This is a genomic window from Pseudomonas sp. UYIF39 (assembly GCF_029963765.1).
Lineage (GTDB): Bacteria > Pseudomonadota > Gammaproteobacteria > Pseudomonadales > Pseudomonadaceae > Aquipseudomonas.
The window spans coordinates 63,103-83,329 of the sequence record NZ_JALBYU010000025.1 but is presented as its reverse complement, the minus strand read 5'-3'; the positions used below and the strand labels follow the sequence as shown (position 1 = coordinate 83,329).

The window sequence follows — 20,227 nt, the reverse complement described above, 5'->3', positions numbered from 1 at the left end:
CGATCTGGCGAGCATTCTCGCCTAAATGGGTGTCCGGTTTCATTAGACCACTACAATGCCTATCTCAGCATGTTGTCCCGCGAACAGAGCGGTCAGAAAGTCGTTAAGACTGAGGAGAATCGCATCCTGCGTGAGGGAGTCTTAGCCGGTAGGACTAAAGGGTCTGTTGAGTTTCGGATGCAAAACATCTCTACCGTGCTGGTCGAACTGGGCCGAGCTCGTATTGAGGGATACAAACCCGCCAAGAATGTCGGGGCCAATGTTGCGCGCAGCATTCGTGAAGCGCTGAACGCGCCAAGCACTTTGACGCCCGAGGATTTTGCCCCGACGGCAGACGAGGCAACGCTGGAGCAGCGAGCGGCCAAACTTGAGCGGCAACCGCTTAAAGATGAGCCGAAGGGGATTGAGCGACCAGAGCAAACACAGTCGAGCGGAAAGTCTTATGTTCGCGATCCTGAAGTGAGAGCGTGGGTTCGCCAGCAGGCTGAAGGCAAATGCGAAGGCTGTGGCGAGCCGGCTCCATTTGAAAAGGATGGCAGGCCGTTTCTTGAGGTTCATCACGTTAAGCATTTGGCGCAGGAAGGCTCGGATCGCACGAGCAATGCTGTGGCGCTTTGCCCGAACTGTCATCGTCGTTGTCACCATTCCAGCGATAGGGGCGAGTTCACCTCCTCGCTTTATAAGAAGGTGAAACGGTTAAAAACCGAATAATCGCGCTGAATGAAATCTGTGGCGAGGGGGTTTACCCCCGTTCGGCTGCAGAGCAGTCGCCAAGCGAACAAGCTCATTATTCCTGGCATACCGCGCCTGCTGGTTTTGGGGCCGCTTCGCGACCCAACGGGGATAAATCCCCTCACCACAAATGGGGCGCCAGGCTTGGTTAATGCGTTGATGCCGGGATTCGCGAGCAGGCTCGCTCCCACAGGTTTGGTGGTTGCCGCCCATTTTGCTCTGTGTTGAAAACAGTAAGTGCAACCCGCCCCACCTCCCGCTATTAATACCCTTCCCCACTCAAGGACCCGAGCCCGCCATGAAATTCGACCTCGCCTACTGCCTCAGTCTCGACGACAAGTTGTCGATCTATGACGTGCGCGATTTGAATTTCGACGAAACCATGGAATTCGATTCCGCCAAGGAGCATTTCCAATGCCCCAACGATGCCTGCCGTTTGGCGTTCGATGCGGCGAATGTGTTGACGACGTTTAATGCCAAAAACGTGAATTACGTTCGCACCCCGCACTTCAAGAACACGCCCAGCACCCGGCATGTTGCGGATTGTCCTTATGTCAGTCTCAAGGCGTCGCCGTCAGGCCTGGACGCGGACGGTGCGGAAACGGATGACAGTCGTGAGGAGCATTTCCCGTCGGAGTTGTTGCTGACGCGACGTGAGTATGTGCGTAAGCCGTCGAACCCGGCGGTGGCGGCTGACGTGATGCGTGATGATCCGAAACCTTCTTCAGCGGCCAGTGACGTCGAACACCCGAGCCGCGAGTCGGCACCGGACAAGACCAGTGTCTTCGCTCACCCGGTGGAGTGTTTTGTGTCGAACTTCGAGGACAAGGAGTTGCTCAAGCGCATGCCGCTGAAGATTGGCGAGCACACGGCGCCTTATGGGTCGTTCTTCAAGAAGATCGAGTATCTGCAGGACAACAAGGGGCTGATTTACTGGGGCAAGATCAAGGAGATCAAGGATTACACGCAGAGCTTTCGTATCGACTTCGAACAGAAGGTCTGGTTCAAGCAACCGGACGAGGCGAAGAAGAAGCCTTATTCAGTCAATGTTTACTTGAGCAAGAAGCTGATCGACAGCTACCGCAAGCACAAAGCGTTTCTGGAAGAGATCAAGCACGCCAGTGAGAGCAGGAAAGAGTTGTACTGCTTCTTTTATGGCGTGACGCCGGAGTTGAAGCAGGTGCCGAGCAAGAAAAATCCCGAAGAAACGTTCGGGGTGTTCAGTGCCAATATTGAGAACCTGGATCATTTCATCATTCGTGAGGCGCCAGGGTTGGCGAGTCAATAGTCATTGGCTCACCCTGCTGGACGTCATTCTGAGTAAAACCCTGTTTATAAGGTGGTCTTTGTAAGCTTATGGAGCATGATGGGCCGTAGTGCTTTCCCTGATGTCCAACGCCGATGAGTGCCCTATCTTGTGTCAGTGATTCCCCTACTGGTTTGTGACGACTCCAACATGGCCCGTAAGCAGGTGTTACGGGCGCTGCCGGCGGACTGGCCGGTTTCGGTTACCGAGGCAGGTAATGGTCACGAGGCAATGGAGGCCATACGCCGGGGTTTGGGGCAGGTGGTGCTGCTCGACCTGACCATGCCGGAGATGGATGGTTATCAGGTATTGAGCGCCTTGCGTGCCGAAGGATTGAAGGCGCAAGTCATCGTGATCTCCGGTGACATTCAGGAAGAAGCGGTGCGCCGCGTGCGTGAGCTGGGCGCGTTGGCATTCCTGAAAAAGCCTTTCGACGAACACGAGCTGCGCCAGACACTCAGTCAGCTGGGGCTACTGACGGAACACGGCCAGGCGTCGCTGGGGAGTCGTCCGGCTGCGAACACGGTCATCAGTTTTCACGATGTGTTCCGCGAAACGATCAACGTTGCCATGGGCGGGGCGGCGGCCCTGATAGCCCAGGTGTTGGGAGTCTTTGTGCAGTTGCCGGTACCGAACGTGAACATCCTCGAAGTCGGCGAATTGCACATGGCCCTGACCGATGCCAGTAGCAGCAAGCAACTCACGGCCATCTGCCAGGGTTTCATCGGCAGTGGCATCGCCGGCGAAGCCCTGCTGATATTTCACGACTCGGAAATCGCCGACATCGCGCAATTGATGCAGCGTCAGAGCAGCGATTATTCGGACCTGGAAATGCTGCTGGACCTCTCCAGCGTTCTGATCGGTGCATGCCTGTGCAGCATTGCCGAACAGATCGACGTGGTGTTTTCTCAAGGCCATCCGCAGATCCTCGGCCAGCACGCGGCCATCGATGAGCTGATCCGGGTCAACCAAAAACGCTGGAAAAAGACCCTGGCGGTGGAAATCAGCTACAGCCTGGAAGGGCATGATATTCGTTTCGACCTATTGTTGCTGTTCACGGAAGACTCCATCGAGCGGTTGACCCACAAACTCGCCTACTTGATGAACTGAGCCATGAACGTGCCTATCGATCTGAACGAGTTTCACTGGTTGCTGGCAATCGTCCAGAGCATCGACGTCGGTGTGGTGGTGCTCGACCGCGACTACCGCGTGCAGGTCTGGAACACCTTTATGGAGAACCGCTCCGGGGTGCAGCCCAAGGATTCCCACAATCAGAATTTTTTCAGTCTGTTTCCCGAAATCGACCGCCAATGGTTCAGCCGCAAGGTGGAAAGCGTCGCGACCCTGGGCACGCCAGCGTTCACTGTCTGGGAGCAGCGCCCGTATCTGGTGCGGTTCAAGAACTACCAGCCGATCACCGGTCAGGAAGAGTTCATGTACCAGAACACCACGCTGTTACCGCTGCGCTCCACCGACGGCAAAATCAACCATATCTGCCTAGTGATCTATGACGTCACCGACGTCGCCACCAACCGGCATCAGCTCCAGGCCGCCAATGCGCAATTGCAGCATCTCTCCAGCACCGATCGGCTGACGGGCCTGTACAACCGCGGTCATTGGGAAGAAAGCCTGAAAGCCGCCTATGCCCGCCACCAGCGTTATGGCAATGCCACCAGCCTGGTGATGTTGGATATCGATCACTTCAAGCGGGTCAACGACACCTATGGTCACCAGGCGGGCGACAAGGTCATCGAGGAAGTCGCCAGGCTGATCCACGAGCATGTGCGCGAAACCGATGTGGCGGGGCGTTATGGCGGTGAAGAGTTCGGCGTGGTGCTTTCGGACACCGACAAGGCTGGTGCACGGGTTTTCGCCGAGCGTCTGCGTAAGGCAGTCGAAGGGCTGGAAGTGCTGCACAACGATCAGAGCATCCGCTTCACCATCAGCCTGGGGGTGGCCGACCTGAGCCAGCCCTCGACCAATTACGCCGACCTGATCGCCTGGGCGGACCACGCGCTGTTTGCGTCGAAGAAGGCCGGGCGCAATCGGGTGACGGTGTATGAGTAGATAACCTCCTCAAATAAAAATAGCGTGATCGGTCCAACGCTCCTGCCTGAGCGAAAAAATAGAACCGATCAAAAAATGAGTTTGATCCGGACTCAAAACAACTGTACAAAAACACAGTATTTTTTGAATCAGCACTCTTGAGCCCGGAGAACACCATGGCCTCTCATGCGATGAAAATCACCCTGGAACGTATCGCCCTTTTCCAATTCACCCCCGCGCATAGCGTTCAGGCCCGAGCGATGCTGGGTTGGAGTGTGGAGGAACTGTCTCGGGAATCCGGGGTTTCGGTGGACGCTATTCAGCGATTTGAGGATGAACGCGATGTGCTGGATGTTACGCGGCTGGCGTTGGCTTATCGGTTTGAATCGGAGGGGTTGGTGTTCTTCCCGGGGTTCGCGCCGGGGCGAGGGATGAATGTGAAAGGGTCGACGCCTGATCCGGTTGGGCGGGCGGATTATGCGATGGTTGAGTGAGGTGTCGGCCCGGGCCGCTTGCAGGTAAGCAGCCCGGCTTCACAACGTTATGCGTTCTGCGGCTCCCCCTGATCGCCAACGTTTTCCATCTCCGACCACCAGGCTCCACCCCGCTGCGGATGCATCACATTGAACGCCTGACCCATCTGCGGCGTGGTGATCGAAACATTCCGCTCCCAGGCCAACGCCAGAATGCGGTCGAAAGGTTCGAACCAGGCGTGCATCGACAAATCGAACGTGCCGTTGTGAATCGGAAATAACCAGCGGCCTTTCAGGTCGATGTGCGCTTGCAGGGTTTGCTCCGGCTGCATGTGCACATGCGGCCACTCGACGTTGTAGGCTCCGGTTTCCATGAGCGTCAGGTCGAATGGGCCGTACTGTTCGCCGATGCGTTTGAAGCCATCGAAGTAACCGCTGTCGCCGCTGAAGAAGATTCGCGTGTCACCGTCGATCATCACCCACGAGGCCCAAAGCGTGCTGTTGCCATCGAACAGACCTCGACCAGAAAAATGCTGCGAAGGTGTGGCGACGAACTGAATACCGTCGACCTCAGTGCCTTGCCACCAGTCCAGTTGTCGGACTTTGCTGGCGTCGATGCCCCACTTGATCAGGGTGTCGCCCACGCCCAGCGGTGTGAGGAAGTACTTGGCCTTATCCGCCAGTTTGAGCACCGCTTGATAATCGAGGTGGTCGTAGTGATCGTGGGACAGGATCACCGCTTCGATCGGCGGCAGCTCTTCGAGGCTGATCGGCGGCTGGTGAAAACGCTTGGGGCCGGCCCATTGCACCGGTGAGGCGCGTTCGGCGAAGACCGGATCGGTGATCCAGAATTTGCCCCGCAGCTTCAGCAGTACGGTGGAATGACCGAGACGATAAACGCTGTGATCAGGGGCGGCGATCAACGCTGCCTGAGTCAGGGTTTGCACCGGGACAGGCGCCGTCGGACGGGTATCGCGCGGTTTGTGGAAGATCATGTTCCACACGATGCGCAGGGTTTTGCGGAAGCCTTCGCGCTTTACCTGCGCATGGTTTCGAAAGAGCCCTTCTACCTGACGGGAAGCTTCAGGCGTAGAGGCGTTATCCGATGGGGAAGTTGATGTGGCCATGACTGAATGACTCCAGGAAAACCGCACAATTTGCGATTTCGTTTGGGACGATAAATGGCCAAGGCACGCACGCATCAGCCGGAGATTCTATTCTTCACCGCACAGGATTAACAAAACATTACACTGCACAGTGTAGTTTCTAGGTTGCATCAAAGCCGATCACAAGTAAACTGCCGAGTGTAATTCTCACCACTTCCTGCCGAAGCGTACTTATGACAGCTCCACAGCGACTCACCGACCGAAAACGCGAAGCCATTATTCAGGCGGCGATTGCCGAATTCCGTGCCAACGGTTTCGACATCACCAGCATGGACAAGATCGCTGCTACCGCCGGTGTGTCGAAGCGCACGGTGTACAACCATTTCCCCAGCAAGGAAGAGTTGTTCGCCGAAATCCTCAATCAATTGTGGGCGCGGGTGACGGCCGAGCAGGAAACGCCCTACCACCCCGACCTGCCGCTGCGCGACCAGATGCGCCAGATGCTGATGGCGAAATTGCAGATGCTGGGCGATGACAATTTTCTCGACCTGGCTCGTGTGGCCATCGCCGCCACCATCCATTCCCCGGAGCGCGCCCAGAATATGGTCGCGCGAATGGGTGAGCGCGAAGAAGGCCTGACCGTGTGGATCCGCGCCGCTCAGGCCGATGGCCGTTTAAAACCGGTCGACCCCGAATTCGCTGCGCAACAGATTCAGGGAATGCTCAAATCCTTTGCATTCTGGCCACAGATTTCCATGGGCCTGCCCGGCCTGGCAGCCGAGAGGCAGACCACGGTGGTGGAGTCGGCGCTGGACATGTTTCTGGCCTGCTATCAGCTCTAAATCGAGTTGCAATAAATGACAATGTCCGCTGCTTCAGCTGTAATCGGTAACGCCGAAAAAAACTCCGCAATGTGTTTCAGAATGAAACTGGCGCTGGGGCTATAGTGAACCTCAGTCCCAGCGCCATAGCAGAGAGCACCATGACCACCAATACGTCTGACACAAAACACGCCCTCCCGGTCGACCACCTGCGCTTTCATCGCCCCCACGCACACCTGGCGCCCACCTTCGGCAACGACAAGTTCGCCCTGCGCGCCGAGGCCTTTGCGCGGTTCTTCGGCACGCCGACCTTTCTGGGCGCGCAGACGCTGATCGTGGTGGTATGGATTTGCCTCAATTTGTTCGGCGTGGCCCACTTCGATCTCTACCCGTTCATCCTGCTCAACCTCGCCTTCAGCCTGCAAGCGGCTTATGCCGCGCCGCTGATCCTGTTGGCCCAGACCCGCCAGGCAGCACGCGACAAAGCCCAGTCTGAAGCCGATGCGCTGCACCGCGAAACCCTGGCCGTCGCCAACAGTGAACGTCAGGCGCAAGCGGCGCAGAACACCGCGCAACTGCTTGAACTGCTCCAGCAAAACACCCGGCTCACCGAAATGACCAAGTCCCTCACCGAACGCATCGAAGGCCTGACCTCGGAAATGCATCAGCATTTCGTGCGCAAGGATCCGCCGAAGGTTTAGCGCTCGGTCAAGGCAATCGAAGCGCCCGCCCCAACTCATCGAATAACGTCACCACCGAGCGCAAGGCACGGCAGTCCGGGCGGGTCAGCAACCAGAGCGCTGTGTCGTAACCGCGTAACGGCTCGCTCAACGGTTGCAGCCCCTCACCGATGAGGAAGTCCGGCAAGGCCGCGACACCGAGCCCGGCCCGTACCAGTTCAGTCACCGACAACATGCTGTTGCAGCGATAACCCGGTGTGACGCCGGGCAACTGCTGACGGCGCCACGCGACAGTGGGGTGATCGGGGAGGAAGTCGTCCGGGGCGATCCAGGTCAGCGAGGCCAGGTCTTCGGAATCGACCGATTTCAGATACGCCTCACTGGCATAGACTCGATACGACACCTCAGCCAATCGCCGGCCAACCAAGTGCTCGGGCGGTGTGCGGGTCAGGCGCAAGGCGATGTCCGCATCCCGGCGGCTGAGGTTGGCGAAGTCGTTGGAGGTACTCAACTCGATGGTCAGCGCCGGGTAGCCGGGCATGAACTTCGCCAACGCCGGCAGCAGCAAGCCTTGCAACACCGAATCGGTGCAGGTCAGGCGCACCGTGCCGCTGATGACTTCACCGCCCTGCTCCACGCCAATGCGCGCCGCCTCCAGCGCCTGTTCGGCCCGCTCAGCCTGCTCGGCCAGGGTTTGCGCCAAGGTGGTGGGCAAGTAGCCGGCGCGGCTTTTTTCGAACAGTTGCTGGCCCAGCGCAGCTTCCAGTCGGCGCACGGCGCGAAATACGGTCGAGACGTCGACCTTCAACAGCGCCGACGCCCGGACCAGAGAGCCGCCGCGCACCAGCGCGAGGATCAGGGACAGGTCGGGGTAATCCAGTCGATAGTGCATCGGTGCATTGATCAATTGGGATAACGCCAATATTGAGTGCGTGAACGCCAATCTATAGTGGGTGCCAGGAATCAACAAGCGTGGAGCGCACTCATGGAAACCCGCCCAATCCGCATCGCCCTGATCGGCGATTACGATCCGCACGTCACTGCTCACCAAGCCATCCCCATCGCCCTCGCCCTCGGCATGGCCGCTGAACATGCGAACACAGACGTGCAGTTCCAATGGTTGGCCACCGACCGCATCAGCACCGATGCGCCATTGGCTGATTTCGACGGTTTCTGGTGCGTGCCCGCCAGCCCTTACCGCGATAGGGACGGTGCGTTGCGGGCGATTCGTTTTGCCCGTCAACAGCAGCGACCGTTCCTTGGTACCTGCGGCGGTTTTCAACACGCCGTACTCGAATACGCCCGAAATGTTCTGGGCTGGGACGATGCCGAACACGGTGAAACATCGCCGGATGCGACGCGAGCGCTGCTCACGCCACTGACCTGTTCGCTGGTGGAGGCCGTCGACAGCATTCATCTGGTTGAAGGCTCGTTGATCGCCCAGGCGTACGAAAGCGCTGAGATTGTCGAAGGCTATCGCTGCCGCTACGGCGTTAATCCAGCGTTCGAACGTGAGTTATTGACCCAACAGCTGTGCGCCGTTGGACACGATGCTTCGGGCGACTTGCGGGCGGTGGAATTGCGCGGGCATCCGTTCTTCGTCGCGACGCTGTTCCAACCTGAACGCGCAGCACTCAAGGGCAAGCTCCCGCCGCTGGTCCGTGCGTTGATCGCCGCCTGCAAGAGGCACAAGTCATGATCGCCCAGACGCCGCCAGCGCCTTACTACTCAGTGATTTTCACCTCCCTGCGCACCGACGGTGATCACGGTTACGAGCAGGCCGCCACGCGCATGGTCGAACTGGCCCGTGAGCAACCCGGTTTCATGGGTGTGGAATCGGCTCGGGGTGAAAACGGGCTCGGGATTACGGTGTCCTACTGGGCCAGCGAAGCGGCGATCCTGGCGTGGAAACATCATCCCGAGCACAGTGAAATTCGCGAGCGCGGGCGGTCGACCTGGTATTCGTCTTGTCATACGCGGGTGTGCAAGGTTGAGCGGGCGTATGCGTTCGAGCAGTGAGTGCTTGTGGTGCTCTTAAGGCCGCTATCGCGAGCAAGCTCGCTCCCACATGGGTCTTGTGATCGACACATAATCCATGTGGGAGCGAGCTTGCTCGCGATAGAGCCCGCACAGTCACCGCAAAACTCAGCTCTGCACGAGACTGCGAACCGCAAAAATCTGCGGCACGTCCCGCCGATTCATATACACCCGCAACGGCTCGGTGATGTTGATCCGGTCATCGATGTTCTGATCCAGCAACAACTGAATCAACTCACGCTTGAGCGTCATGGCCTGCGCGGAACCTGGGGCCCAGACGAATTCGCTGGTGGGAATAATGCCGTCGTCAGCCACGTCCATGCCGAAAGAGTCTTCGCTGAAACGAACAATGTACTGGCCGGTCTTGCGATTGAGGCCGACGAAGCCTTTGAGTTGGTCGGCGGCCTGGCAGATGAGCTCGGAAGTGATGCGCATGATAAACCTCACAGAAGGTCGCGAAGGACCGGTGATCGATGGTTTACACGCAGGGCAAGCGGATGGGCGTTCCCTCTGCCGGGGTAACTGCCGGGGCCAAGAGTACTGCAAAGAAGCGCACAAAAGCGCTGAAAAAATCTGCTTTAAACACGTTTATGTCGGTCTGACGATAGCGCAAGCGGCGCTCAGTTGTTAAAAGATACGTCTTTGAAAATCTGCGAAAGGACCTCGACCATGCCTGTTACCTTCACCAAGAGCGCCCTGTTGCTGAGTCTTATGCTGGGCCTCGGCCAGGCACAGGCCGCCAGCGAGCCAAGCCCCACCGCACTGGCCACCCGCATGGGCATTCCGCATCCGGCCGTGATCGCCCACCGTGGCGCGTCGTTCGATGCACCGGAATCCACCGCCGCCGCCTACAAACTGGCCCGCGATCTGGGGGTCGATTACCTGGAAATGGACCTGCAACGCAGCAAGGATGGCGTGCTCTTTGCTCTGCACGACAACAACCTGCAACGCACCACCGACGTCGCCAGCAAATTCCCTGAACGCAAGGACCGCCCGGCCAACGAGTTCACCCTCGCCGAGCTGAAAACCCTCGATGCCGGCAGCTGGTTCAACACCGCCTACCCGGATCGCGCACGTCCTGCGTACGTCGGTCTGAAAATTCTGACGCTGGACGAAATCATCGATATCGCCCAGGGCAATCCGCTGCACAAGCCTGGCCTGTACATCGAAACCAAAGAACCGAAGCAGTTTCCCGGGATCGAGCGCGACCTCAAGGAAAAACTCCAGGACCGCGGTTGGTTGAGCCCGGCGGGTTCGAAATTGGCGAAGAGCGATCTGGCGGTTGGCCAGGGCAAAGGTAAAGTCGTGCTGCAAACCTTCGAGAGGAGCAGCCTCGAACTGCTCGAGAAGGAAATGCCGAAAGTGCCGAAAATCCTCCTGCTGTGGGTCGGTGAAGGCAGTATCGAGCCGAAATCCAAGGTGACGTTTGCCGAGTCCGGCAACAAGGACAAAGCCACTTACTACGCCAAACAGCAACCGAAGGACAAAGCCGAATTTCAGCAATGGGTCGAGTACGCCAAAGCCCAGGGCGCGATCGGCACCGGCCCTTCTGCCGCGCTGACCAAAGGTGGTGATCAGAGTTACTCGGACCTGGTGCAACCCTGGATGAACCAGTACACCCACGATCAGGGCTTGCTGGTGCACGTTTACACCATCGACGATGCCGTGGATTACCAGAAAGTCATGGACGCCGGCGTCGACGGCATCTTCACCAACCGCGCCAGCGAACTGCTGAAGTTCTATAAGCGTCCGGCCGCTGCGAGCGTTGCGCAATTGCTGCAGAACAACGGTTATTGATGAACGTGGGAATTAAGGGTGGATTAAGTTGCACCGGTTAACTTGATCCCACTTAAACGAATCGCCCAAGGAAAGAACTTCATGAAAACCCTGACTGCCCTGTTCACTGCCGCTGCCCTGACTCTCACCGCTGGCTTGGCCCAAGCTGATGTTCGCGTCGACCAGATCCCTGAGCTGGTCAAAAGCGGCAAGATCAAGCCACTGGAAGAAATGAACCAGGCTGCATTGAAATTGCACCCGGGTGCGACGATCACCGACACAGACTTGGACAACCACTTCAATAACTATGAGTACGAAGTGGAACTGAAAACCGTTGACGGCAAAGAATTTGACGTGGACTTCGATGCCACCACCGGCAAAGTACTGAGCAACAAGCAAGACACCTGAAGCACAAACAACAAGCCGCGCGATCTTCGGATCGTGCGGCTTTTTTGCATGTCCGATTCAGACAATCAAGTCAGGAAGGACATGCCTTCCAACACCGACTTAAGCAGTCGTACTGACCAAAGAACCGGAAGTACTGCCACCTTCATCCTGCAACGCCTGCAACAACGCCGCCGTTGCCGTCTGCAACGAGCCCGAAGTCGTCGCGATCTGCGACTGAGCCGCCGCGACATCCGCCGCTTTGGCTTCGGCGCTTTCCTGCCTGGCCTGGGCCGCTTGCAGTTGCTGCTGTTGTTCCTGCAATTGCTTTTGCAGCTCGGCGATCTGCTTGCGCAGCTCTTTCACCGTATCGGACTCTTCGCTGCTGCTGGAACTGCTGTCGCTCGCCGCGGGGGCGCCGCCGGCGGATACCTTGGTGGTGTCGCTGGACGCCTCGGCACTTGCCGTGACTGAGGTGTCTTCGGTGCTGTCGCTGACGGCAGTCTTGTTCGAAGCAGTCGAGGCCGTCGGCGTGATCGAAACGGAAGTGATGCTGACCATGGCGGTTTTCCATTGGGATTTGGGATTACCGTGGTCATCGACATCGACACTGCGGACTTGAGATCGACTGTGTACCGACTCGGTAAGCAAACCGGTACAGGGTCATTGCGTTACGCGCTTAAACGCGCCGTCACTTCATTCAACTGCCCCGACAACCCGTGCAGGTTGTGACTGGCCGCTTCGGTGCGCTGCACGTTGTCCAGATTGGTGCTGGCGATGCTGGTGATTTCGGTGAGGTTGCGCGAGATGTCTTCGGCCACCGACGTCTGCTCTTCCGCGGCGGTGGCGATCTGACGGTTCATGTCGCGGATGGCTTCCACGGCAAGGGTGATGCGCTCCAGCATGGCGCCGGCCTGAGTCACTTGCTCGACACTTTCCTCACTGCGCGACTGACCGCTTTCAATCGCCTGAGCGGCGTCCACCGCGCCGGTTTGCACCGTTTGAATGATCTGGTTGATCTCGATGATCGACGCCGCCGTGCGCTGGGCCAGGCTGCGGACTTCATCGGCCACCACCGCAAAACCACGCCCGGCTTCACCGGCACGGGCCGCTTCAATGGCGGCGTTGAGCGCCAGCAGGTTGGTTTGTTCGGCGATGCCGCGAATCACTTCCAGCACCTTGCCGATGCGCCCGCTGTCGGTTTCCAGACGACGGATGACCGTGGCGGTATTGGCAATTTCACCGCGCATTTGGGTGATGGTGTGGATGGTGCCCTGCATGACCTTTTCGCCCTGCTGGGCGGACTGGTCGGCATCGTCGGCGGCACGTGCCGCATCGGCTGCGTGACGTGCGACTTCTTGCGCGGTGGCGGACATTTCGTTCATCGCCGTGGCCACCTGATCGGTGCGGTTGAACTGCTCGTTAGTGCCGCTGGCCATAAGGCTGGCGATGGAATTCAGCTCGCCGCTGGCGCTGTCCAGATCCTGGGCGCTGCGCTGCAAACGGTTGAAGGTTTCGGCGAGGAAATCGCGCAGGGTGTTGGCGGCCATCGCCAGTTTGCCCAACTCGTCCTGACGGGTGCTGGCCACGCGTTCGGCGAAACGACCCTGGCTGAGTTGCGCCACGTACTCGATCAGTTTGCGAATCGGTTCGACCAGGTTGCGGTTAACCAGCCACAGGCTCAGCAGCCCGATCAACAGACCCGAGGCGAGCATCACTATGATCCCCAGCAACACGGTGCGGTCGGCGTCGGCGCTGATCAGCTTTGATTGCTCGGCACCCTGCTTGCGCAATTCGCTGACCAACTCGCTCATCTGATCGCTGGTTGCGCGGTCCACACCTTTGACTGCCGTGTCGCCAGCCGTTGGGTCGGCACCTGCCGCCACGTAGGCGTCACGGCCCTTCTGATAAGCCGCACCCAACAGACGATGTTCGTCCCGCAGGCGTTCGATGCGAGTCTTGAGTGACGGCTCGATACCCTTCTGCCCGGCCAGTTCACCGAGGATGCCCTGCACATCGCGCTGACGGTCTTCGAATTGCTTCCAGTATTTGTCCAAATCCGCCGGCTGCTTGCCGCGCAGCAGGACGTTTTTCCACTCCTGAACCTGAACCTTGAATTGCAGGTTGGCTTCATCGATCAATTGCGAGGTGTGCAGCGGCCCTTCGATCAGACTCGCGTAGTTCTGAACACCGTTGGACAGAAAATGAAAGCAGGCCAGGGCGATCAACAGCATCGCGAACAGACTGCCACTCAGCAGGGCGAGGATTTGTGCTCTCAGGGATTTTTGCAGCATCGAGTGATACTCACGACAAGGATGAAACACGCCGCGATCCGGCGTGAAAGGTGTCCGGACATCCCTGTCTGAAACTTGGCTAGGCGAAGCCCCGCAAATTGACTTAAGCGAGATCGGCGGGCCAGAGCGGTTCTTGAATCAATTCCGACCGTCGGTAGCGCCACTATTTAGCCACCGCCGATGTCACAAAACCGTCAAACCCCCTTGCGATGATGCGGCTCAAGTGAACCTGTGAAACCCGCGACAGGCGCCTCCTCACAGCGAGACCTCATGAACCACAGCATCGACCAAAGTCATCGCGACACGGACCTGTTCGGTCTGCTGTACGGTTTCAGTTTCCGCCCCGGTGAGCGCGGCCGGGAGCTCGATTCCGCCAAGGCGTTGCAGTGCCTGCAACAACCTGGCGACAACGACGAATTTCTCTGGCTGCACCTGAATCTGGCCCACGCCGCATGCGAACGCTGGATGAAAAGCCATCTGGAATTGCCCGACGAATTTTTCGAAGCGCTGCACGAGGGCTCCCGTTCGACGCGCATCGAGCATGTGGATTCGGCGTTGCTGGCGGTGGTCAACGACGTGGTGTTCAACCTCAGCAGCATGGTCTCCTCGGATGTCTCGACGCTGTGGGTCTGCGCCCGCAGTCGGCTGATCGTCAGCGCGCGACTGCAACCGCTGCATTCGGTGGACAAGTTGCGTTCGTCGGTGAAGGCCGGTGAGTGCTTTCGTTCGCCGCTGGAATTGCTGGTGCATCTGCTGCGCGATCAGGGCGAAGTGCTGACCCAGATCGTGCGCAAGACCAGCCTCAGTGTCGATCAGATCGAAGATCAGTTGCTGTCCTCGCGGCTGTCGACCAACCGGGCTGAGCTGGGTGCAAACCGACGGGTGCTGGTGCGCCTGCAACGCTTGTTGGCGCTGGAACCGGGCTCGTTGCTGCGCCTGCTCAATCGCCCGCCGCAGTGGTTGCAGAAGGAAGACGTCAAGGAGCTGCGCAAGTCCACCGAGGAGTTCGCGCTGATCATTAACGACCTCACGGCGCTGGGCGAACGGATCAAGCTGTTGCAGGAAGAAATCGCCGCCAACCTCAACGAACAGAGCAACCGCACATTGTTCACCCTGACCGTGGTCACGGTCCTGGCGTTGCCGATCAACATCATCGCCGGGTTCTTTGGCATGAACGTCGGAGGGGTGCCGCTTTCCGGCGACCCGCAAGGGTTCTGGATTCTGGTGGCGTTGGTCGCGACGTTTACCGTGATCGCCGGGCGTTGGGCGTTTCGTAAGCGCCAGGATTACTAATCTCGGAACGCCGTCGATTCACTGTGGCGAGGGGGCTTGTCGGAACGCCGCACCGCCCCGTCCGGCTGCGCAGCAGTCGTAAACCTGCAAACACGATGTAACTGAAAGAATGCTGGGGGCCGCTTCGCGACCCAACGGGGGCAAGCCCCCTCGCCACAGGTACTGCATTCGGATCAACGGCCCGGGAAAACCCAAAACACTGACCCAACGCTGCCTCCCTGTCACATTCAGCAACGATCATGGGCGACACCCCTTCTCCCCTCAGGATTGTCCGTCATGGCTACTCCTTCCTTCACCGCCGCCCAGGCGCCCACCAGTAGCACCAAATCGCAACTCGATCAAAAGCCCGGCCTGCTGACCATCGTGATTTTCTTCGCGGTGCTGGGCAGCGGGCTGTTGTTCACCGCCTACAGCCTGATGCACGACATGAACGAACTCGGCACCGTGGTGACCACCTGGACGCCGTTTCTGCTGTTAGGCGTGGCGCTGCTGATTGCCCTCGGTTTTGAATTCGTCAACGGTTTCCACGACACCGCCAACGCCGTGGCCACGGTGATTTACACCAATTCCTTGCCGCCGAATTTCGCGGTGGCCTGGTCCGGGTTCTTCAACTTCCTCGGGGTGCTGCTGTCCAGCGGCGCGGTAGCGTTCGGCATCATCGCCCTGCTGCCGGTGGAGCTGATTCTGCAAGTCGGTTCCTCGGCCGGTTTCGCGATGATCTTCGCCCTGTTGATCGCCGCGATCCTTTGGAACCTCGGCACGTGGTGGCTGGGCTTGCCGGCGTCTTCGTCGCACACCCTGATTGGCTCGATCATCGGTGTCGGCGTGGCCAATGCCCTGATGCACGGTCGCGACGGCACCAGCGGTGTGGACTGGGCGCAGGCAACCAAAGTCGGTTACGCGCTGTTGCTGTCGCCGCTGATCGGCTTCGTGTTTGCCGCGCTGTTGCTGTTGGCCTTGCGTGCTTTCGTCAAGAATCGTGCGCTGTACAAAGCACCGAAGGGCGACACTCCGCCGCCGTGGTGGATTCGCGGCCTGTTGATCCTGACTTGCACCGGCGTGTCCTTCGCCCACGGTTCCAACGACGGCCAGAAAGGCATGGGCCTGATCATGCTGATTCTGGTCGGCACGCTGCCGATGGCTTACGCGCTGAACCGCACCATGCCGGCGGACCAGGCGCTGCAGTTTGCCGCCGTGGCCGAAGTCACCCAGCAAGCGCTGGTCAAAAGTGCGCCGCTGCCGGCGCCCGCCGATCCTCGCGCGGTGTTGTCCGAATACATGCGCAGCAAGGAAGCCTCACCACAACTGATCCCCGCCCTCGCCGCGCTGACCGGCAATATCGGGAACGAAGTGAAGGGCTACGGCTCGCTCTCGAAAGTCCCGGCCGAGGCCATGGGCAACGTGCGTAACGACATGTACCTGACCAGCGAAACCATTCGCCTGATGGACAAAAACAAGGTCGGCAACTTCGACGCCGATACCACAGGCAAACTGCAACTGTTCAAGCAGCAGATCGACAACGCCACGCGGTTCATTCCGCTGTGGGTGAAAATCGCGGTGGCCATCGCCCTGGGGCTGGGCACCATGGTCGGCTGGAAACGCATCGTGGTGACCGTCGGCGAGAAAATCGGCAAGACCCACCTGACTTATGCGCAAGGCGCCTCAGCGGAAACCGTCGCGATGCTGACCATCAGCGCGGCGGACATGTTCGGCCTGCCGGTGTCGACCACACACGTACTGTCTTCGGGGGTGGCCGGGACCATGGTCGCCAACGGCGGCGGCTTGCAGACGAAGACCATCCGCAACCTGCTGATGGCTTGGGTGCTGACTTTGCCGGCGGCGATTCTGTTGTCGGGCAGTTTGTATTGGCTCTTCACCAAGCTGTTCTAAGGTCCGGTGGTTGACTGGATCACCTGCCCCAACCAATCCATAAATGCTCTCACCCGCAACGGCAAATGCCGTTGCCGGGCGTAGAGCAGCGAAACCTCCATGGATGGCGCATTGAATTGCGGCAGCACCGCCACCAACTCGCCGCTGAGCAGGTGGGGTTGCATGCCCATCAGCGGCGCCTGGATCAAACCAAAACCGCCCAGACACGCCGATTCGTAACAATCGGTGCTGTTGACCGTGATGCTGCCCGCCATCGGCACTCGATGCAGCTTGCCCTCTTGCTCGTACACAAAGCCCTCCGACCGTGAACCCAATACGCCGACGTAATGGACCAGTCGATGCTGCGTCAGGTCTTCGAGCCGTTCAGGCACGCCATAACGCTGCAGATACTCGGGGCTGGCGCAGTTGACCATGGTGAAATCGCACAAGTGACGCGCGACCACCGATTGATCCGGCTGCGCGCCGACTCGCACCACGCAATCAAACCCTTCGCTGAGCAAATCGACCCGGCGGTCGGTGCTGCTGATTTCCAGCTCGAGATTGGGGTGCTGAGCCATGAACTCGGGCAGACGCGGCATCACCACCCGACGGGCCAGAATGTTCGGCATGTCGATGCGAATCCGCCCAACGAGCGACGCTTCGTCCTGACGGAACAGCACTTCGATTTCGTCCATGTGCGACAGCAAGTCCTTGCTGCGCTCGTACAACACCAGGCCGTCCTGAGTCGCTTGAACCTTGCGCGTGGTGCGTTGCAGTAACCGCGTGCCGACCAGCATTTCGAGGGCCTGGACGTGCTCGGACACGGTGGATCTGGGCAAACCCAGGCTTTCACCGGCAAGGGTAAAACTCGACATCTCGGTGACGCGAACGAAGGTACGCAGCAGTTCCAGCTTGTTCATGGGCCGACCTTTATTGTTCGGATTAACCGACCAGTGATTCCGATTTCAGCCTGTTTATCACTTCAGGACGGATAAATAAACTTCCTCCACGTCATCACCCACTGCTCCTTGAGGAAGTCCCATGAACCGTAAAATCGCACTGATCACCGGCGCTAGCCGCGGCCTTGGCAAAAACGCAGCCCTGCATCTGGCAGCCCAAGGCATCGACGTCATCGGCACCTACAACAGCCGCGCCGAAGAGGCACAAGCACTGATCACAGAAATCGAAAGCCTCGGCGGTCGCGCCGTCATGCTGCAACTGGACGTTAGTCAGAGTGAAGGCTTCGCAGATTTCGCCACGCAGGTCGCGGATGTATTGCGCAGCCGTTTTGATCGCGAGCATTTCGACTTTTTGCTCAACAACGCCGGCATCGGCCTGAATGCGACCTTCGTTGACACCACCGTCGCCCAGTTCGACTTGCTGATGAACATCCATCTGAAGGGGCCGTTCTTCCTCACCCAGAACCTGCTGCCGCTGATGGCTGACGGTGGCCGTATCCTCAACGTTTCCAGCGGTCTGACCCGCTTCAGCTTGCCGGGTTACGGCGCTTACGCGGCGATGAAAGGCGCGATGGAAGTGCTGACGCGTTATCAGGCCAAAGAACTCGGTGCACGCGGTATTTCCGTGAACACCCTGGCGCCTGGCGCGATTGAAACCGATTTCGGCGGCGGCACGGTGCGTGATAACAGCGACGTGAACAGCTATGTCGCCGGCAATACCGCGTTGGGGCGCGTTGGTCAGCCGGATGACATTGGTGGCGCGATTGCGCTGCTTTTGGCGCCGGGCAGTCAGTGGATCAACGGCCAGCGCGTCGAAGCGTCGGGCGGGATGTTTTTGTAAACGCCATCAAGATCAAAAGATCGCAGCCTCGTTTCACTCGACAGCTCCTACATTGGAATGCGATCCCTGTAGGAGCTGTCGAGTGAAACGAGGCTGCGATCTTTGCTTTTAAGCTTCGTAAGACCGGCGCATCACCACCCGCTCGCGCACCACGTCATACACCCAGTGGTAAACGTAGGTGTAGGGCAGGAAAAACAGCAACACGCCGATGTCCAGCAGGAACGCTTGCCACAGGCTCACTTTCAACCACCAGGCAATCAACGGCACACCCACCGCGACCAGACCGCCTTCAAACAGCAACGCATGGACAACGCGTACCCACGCGTTGTGCACGATGTCGTAGTGTTTGAGCGCACGGTCGAACAATCCGTTGAAGACCACGTTCCAGGCCAGGGCAAGTGCCGCGATAGCCATGGTCACGACGCCCATGTCGAGCATCGGTTTGTCCATGATCCACGCCAGCAACGGGGTACAGATCAGGATGGCCAACAATTCGAAACCAATGGCCTGGAAAATACGTTCAGTGATGGATTTGTTGGCGCTCATGGCCAGACTCCTCTGAGTGACTGTGGTTGCCATGATCCTTCTTAAAACCGATACTTCATAACCAATAACCATCGATCAAGGCGATAGTTCATGGCCTCTCAAGAAGTGTTGCAGGCCTTCGTTCAGGCAGCGACTCAAGGCTCGTTTTCCGCCGCGGCGCGCAAATTGGGCCGCAGTCAGTCGACCATCAGCGCCGCCGTGGCCAGCCTTGAAATCGACTTGAACCTGACTCTGTTCGACCGCAGCAGCCGCAAACCGAGCCTGACCCCGGCCGGGCACGTGATGCTGCAACGGGCCGAGGACATTCTGGCCGCCACCAGCCGACTGGAAATGACCGCCAGCCAACTGTCCCAAGGGGTCGAGCCAAAACTGACCGTGGCGATTTCCGACACGTATCAGTCCGACCGATTCGAAGCCGCGCTCAGTGCCTTCGAGCAGCGCTATCCAGATCTGGAACTTGAATGCCTGATCGCCGAGTGCGATGACCTGGTGGCCTTGGTGCAACGGGGTCGGGCGCATGTGGCCTTCGCCGAAAAACAAGACAGCTACCCGCCGGACCTGGTCAGTTCGACCGTGGAAGAACGGACCGAGATTGCCCTGTTCGTGTCCCGCGAGCATCCGCTGGCGGCGCTGAACCACATCGATCAAGACGTGTTGCAACAACACCGGGAGCTGCGTCTGGCGACGATCGTCAATCCGTATGAAAGCCGTGCGAAGGGGCGCGTCTGGTCGGCGCCGAGTTATCTGATGCTGCTGGAAATGGCTCAGGGCGGATTCGGCTGGGCGCCGTTGCCCCGGTGGCTGGTGGAGCGGTTTGGGCCAGGGACGTTGCAGGAACTGGACGTACGCGGCTGGCCAAAACCGGTGTTCGTCGATGCGCTGTGGTCGCGGCTGCATCCGCCAGGGCCGGCGGGGAGTTGGTTGCTTGGCAAGATGCTGGAGTGAAGGTCCTTCGGCCCTTATCGCGGGCAAGCCACGCTCCCACAGTGGATCGCGGCGATCACAAAATTTGTGTACACCACCAATCCCTGTGGGAGCGAGCTTGCTCGCGATTGGGCCAGCAA

Annotated in this window: 22 protein-coding genes; 15 read left to right on the top strand and 7 right to left on the bottom strand. The window is 58.9% G+C overall.

Annotated features, from left to right (window positions below):
• From MO767_RS25750 to MO767_RS25730, 5 genes are all read left to right on the top strand, one after another.
• Positions 1 to 711 (top strand): HNH endonuclease (locus tag MO767_RS25750; RefSeq protein WP_282482823.1); only part of this gene is annotated, 711 nt, incomplete at its 5' end.
• Between the two features lie 319 nt (positions 712 to 1,030).
• Positions 1,031 to 2,020: a hypothetical protein gene (locus MO767_RS25745; protein WP_282482822.1), complete on the top strand. Its 990-nt coding sequence runs from the start codon at positions 1,031 to 1,033 to the stop codon at positions 2,018 to 2,020.
• A gap of 129 nt (positions 2,021 to 2,149) precedes the next feature.
• A complete protein-coding gene (locus tag MO767_RS25740; protein WP_282482821.1) occupies positions 2,150 to 3,148 on the top strand; it encodes a response regulator in 999 nt (332 codons plus the stop codon).
• A 3-nt stretch (positions 3,149 to 3,151) separates the two neighbouring features.
• Positions 3,152 to 4,105: a diguanylate cyclase gene (locus MO767_RS25735; RefSeq protein WP_282482820.1), complete on the top strand. Its 954-nt coding sequence runs from the start codon at positions 3,152 to 3,154 to the stop codon at positions 4,103 to 4,105.
• Positions 4,106 to 4,260: 155 nt separating this feature from the next.
• A complete protein-coding gene (locus MO767_RS25730) occupies positions 4,261 to 4,578 on the top strand; it encodes a helix-turn-helix transcriptional regulator (RefSeq protein ID WP_046045462.1) in 318 nt (105 codons plus the stop codon).
• A 47-nt stretch (positions 4,579 to 4,625) separates the two neighbouring features.
• Here MO767_RS25730 and MO767_RS25725 read toward each other — a convergent pair whose 3' ends face one another.
• Positions 4,626 to 5,684: an MBL fold metallo-hydrolase gene (locus MO767_RS25725; RefSeq protein WP_282482819.1), complete on the bottom strand. Its 1,059-nt coding sequence runs from the start codon at positions 5,682 to 5,684 to the stop codon at positions 4,626 to 4,628.
• A gap of 212 nt (positions 5,685 to 5,896) precedes the next feature.
• Between MO767_RS25725 and MO767_RS25720 the strand changes: the two genes are divergently transcribed.
• Complete coding sequence (locus MO767_RS25720) at positions 5,897 to 6,505, top strand: TetR/AcrR family transcriptional regulator (RefSeq protein WP_282482818.1); 609 nt, start codon at positions 5,897 to 5,899, stop codon at positions 6,503 to 6,505.
• 140 nt (positions 6,506 to 6,645) lie between these two features.
• Positions 6,646 to 7,185, top strand: a complete 540-nt coding sequence (locus MO767_RS25715; RefSeq protein WP_282482817.1) for a DUF1003 domain-containing protein — start codon at positions 6,646 to 6,648, stop codon at positions 7,183 to 7,185.
• A gap of 7 nt (positions 7,186 to 7,192) precedes the next feature.
• Here MO767_RS25715 and MO767_RS25710 read toward each other — a convergent pair whose 3' ends face one another.
• Positions 7,193 to 8,134, bottom strand: coding sequence for a LysR family transcriptional regulator (locus MO767_RS25710; protein WP_282482825.1), 942 nt, complete (start codon positions 8,132 to 8,134; stop codon positions 7,193 to 7,195).
• Between the two features lie 15 nt (positions 8,135 to 8,149).
• Between MO767_RS25710 and MO767_RS25705 the strand changes: the two genes are divergently transcribed.
• On the top strand, positions 8,150 to 8,863 hold the full coding sequence (locus tag MO767_RS25705) for a CTP synthase (protein ID WP_282482816.1): 714 nt from the start codon (positions 8,150 to 8,152) through the stop codon (positions 8,861 to 8,863).
• Entirely contained in the window at positions 8,860 to 9,183 is a 324-nt protein-coding gene (locus MO767_RS25700; RefSeq protein WP_282482815.1) for an antibiotic biosynthesis monooxygenase, read from the top strand. Before MO767_RS25705 ends, MO767_RS25700 begins: the two co-directional genes overlap by 4 nt.
• A 126-nt stretch (positions 9,184 to 9,309) precedes the next feature.
• Here the strand turns inward: MO767_RS25700 and MO767_RS25695 are convergent, their stop codons facing one another.
• A complete protein-coding gene (locus MO767_RS25695) occupies positions 9,310 to 9,636 on the bottom strand; it encodes a DUF2025 family protein (protein WP_282482814.1) in 327 nt (108 codons plus the stop codon).
• A 234-nt stretch (positions 9,637 to 9,870) separates the two neighbouring features.
• Between MO767_RS25695 and MO767_RS25690 the strand changes: the two genes are divergently transcribed.
• Positions 9,871 to 10,998: a glycerophosphodiester phosphodiesterase gene (locus MO767_RS25690; RefSeq protein WP_282482813.1), complete on the top strand. Its 1,128-nt coding sequence runs from the start codon at positions 9,871 to 9,873 to the stop codon at positions 10,996 to 10,998.
• 81 nt (positions 10,999 to 11,079) lie between these two features.
• Positions 11,080 to 11,385, top strand: a complete 306-nt coding sequence (locus tag MO767_RS25685) for a PepSY domain-containing protein (RefSeq protein WP_282482812.1) — start codon at positions 11,080 to 11,082, stop codon at positions 11,383 to 11,385.
• Between the two features lie 99 nt (positions 11,386 to 11,484).
• Here the strand turns inward: MO767_RS25685 and MO767_RS25680 are convergent, their stop codons facing one another.
• On the bottom strand, positions 11,485 to 11,922 hold the full coding sequence (locus MO767_RS25680; RefSeq protein ID WP_282482811.1) for a hypothetical protein: 438 nt from the start codon (positions 11,920 to 11,922) through the stop codon (positions 11,485 to 11,487).
• Positions 11,923 to 12,032: 110 nt separating this feature from the next.
• On the bottom strand, positions 12,033 to 13,655 hold the full coding sequence (locus tag MO767_RS25675) for a methyl-accepting chemotaxis protein (protein ID WP_282482824.1): 1,623 nt from the start codon (positions 13,653 to 13,655) through the stop codon (positions 12,033 to 12,035).
• A gap of 270 nt (positions 13,656 to 13,925) precedes the next feature.
• Here MO767_RS25675 and MO767_RS25670 point away from each other — a divergent pair, with 270 nt between their 5' ends.
• Both MO767_RS25670 and MO767_RS25665 read left to right on the top strand, forming a co-directional pair.
• Positions 13,926 to 14,948, top strand: coding sequence for a transporter (locus tag MO767_RS25670; RefSeq protein ID WP_282482810.1), 1,023 nt, complete (start codon positions 13,926 to 13,928; stop codon positions 14,946 to 14,948).
• 276 nt (positions 14,949 to 15,224) lie between these two features.
• Positions 15,225 to 16,838, top strand: coding sequence for an inorganic phosphate transporter (locus tag MO767_RS25665; protein WP_282482809.1), 1,614 nt, complete (start codon positions 15,225 to 15,227; stop codon positions 16,836 to 16,838).
• On the opposite strand, the gene MO767_RS25660 is transcribed toward MO767_RS25665, so the two are convergent.
• Positions 16,835 to 17,737: a LysR family transcriptional regulator gene (locus tag MO767_RS25660; RefSeq protein WP_282482808.1), complete on the bottom strand. Its 903-nt coding sequence runs from the start codon at positions 17,735 to 17,737 to the stop codon at positions 16,835 to 16,837. The two genes, MO767_RS25665 and MO767_RS25660, sit on opposite strands and share 4 nt — an antisense overlap.
• Before the next feature lie 121 nt (positions 17,738 to 17,858).
• Between MO767_RS25660 and MO767_RS25655 the strand changes: the two genes are divergently transcribed.
• On the top strand, positions 17,859 to 18,617 hold the full coding sequence (locus MO767_RS25655) for an SDR family oxidoreductase (protein ID WP_282482807.1): 759 nt from the start codon (positions 17,859 to 17,861) through the stop codon (positions 18,615 to 18,617).
• 108 nt (positions 18,618 to 18,725) lie between these two features.
• On the opposite strand, the gene MO767_RS25650 is transcribed toward MO767_RS25655, so the two are convergent.
• Positions 18,726 to 19,163, bottom strand: a complete 438-nt coding sequence (locus MO767_RS25650; RefSeq protein WP_282482806.1) for a multidrug/biocide efflux PACE transporter — start codon at positions 19,161 to 19,163, stop codon at positions 18,726 to 18,728.
• Between the two features lie 90 nt (positions 19,164 to 19,253).
• On the opposite strand from MO767_RS25650, the gene MO767_RS25645 reads away from it, so the two are divergent.
• Entirely contained in the window at positions 19,254 to 20,108 is an 855-nt protein-coding gene (locus tag MO767_RS25645; RefSeq protein ID WP_095130927.1) for a LysR family transcriptional regulator, read from the top strand.
• Positions 20,109 to 20,227: the final 119 nt, after the last annotated feature.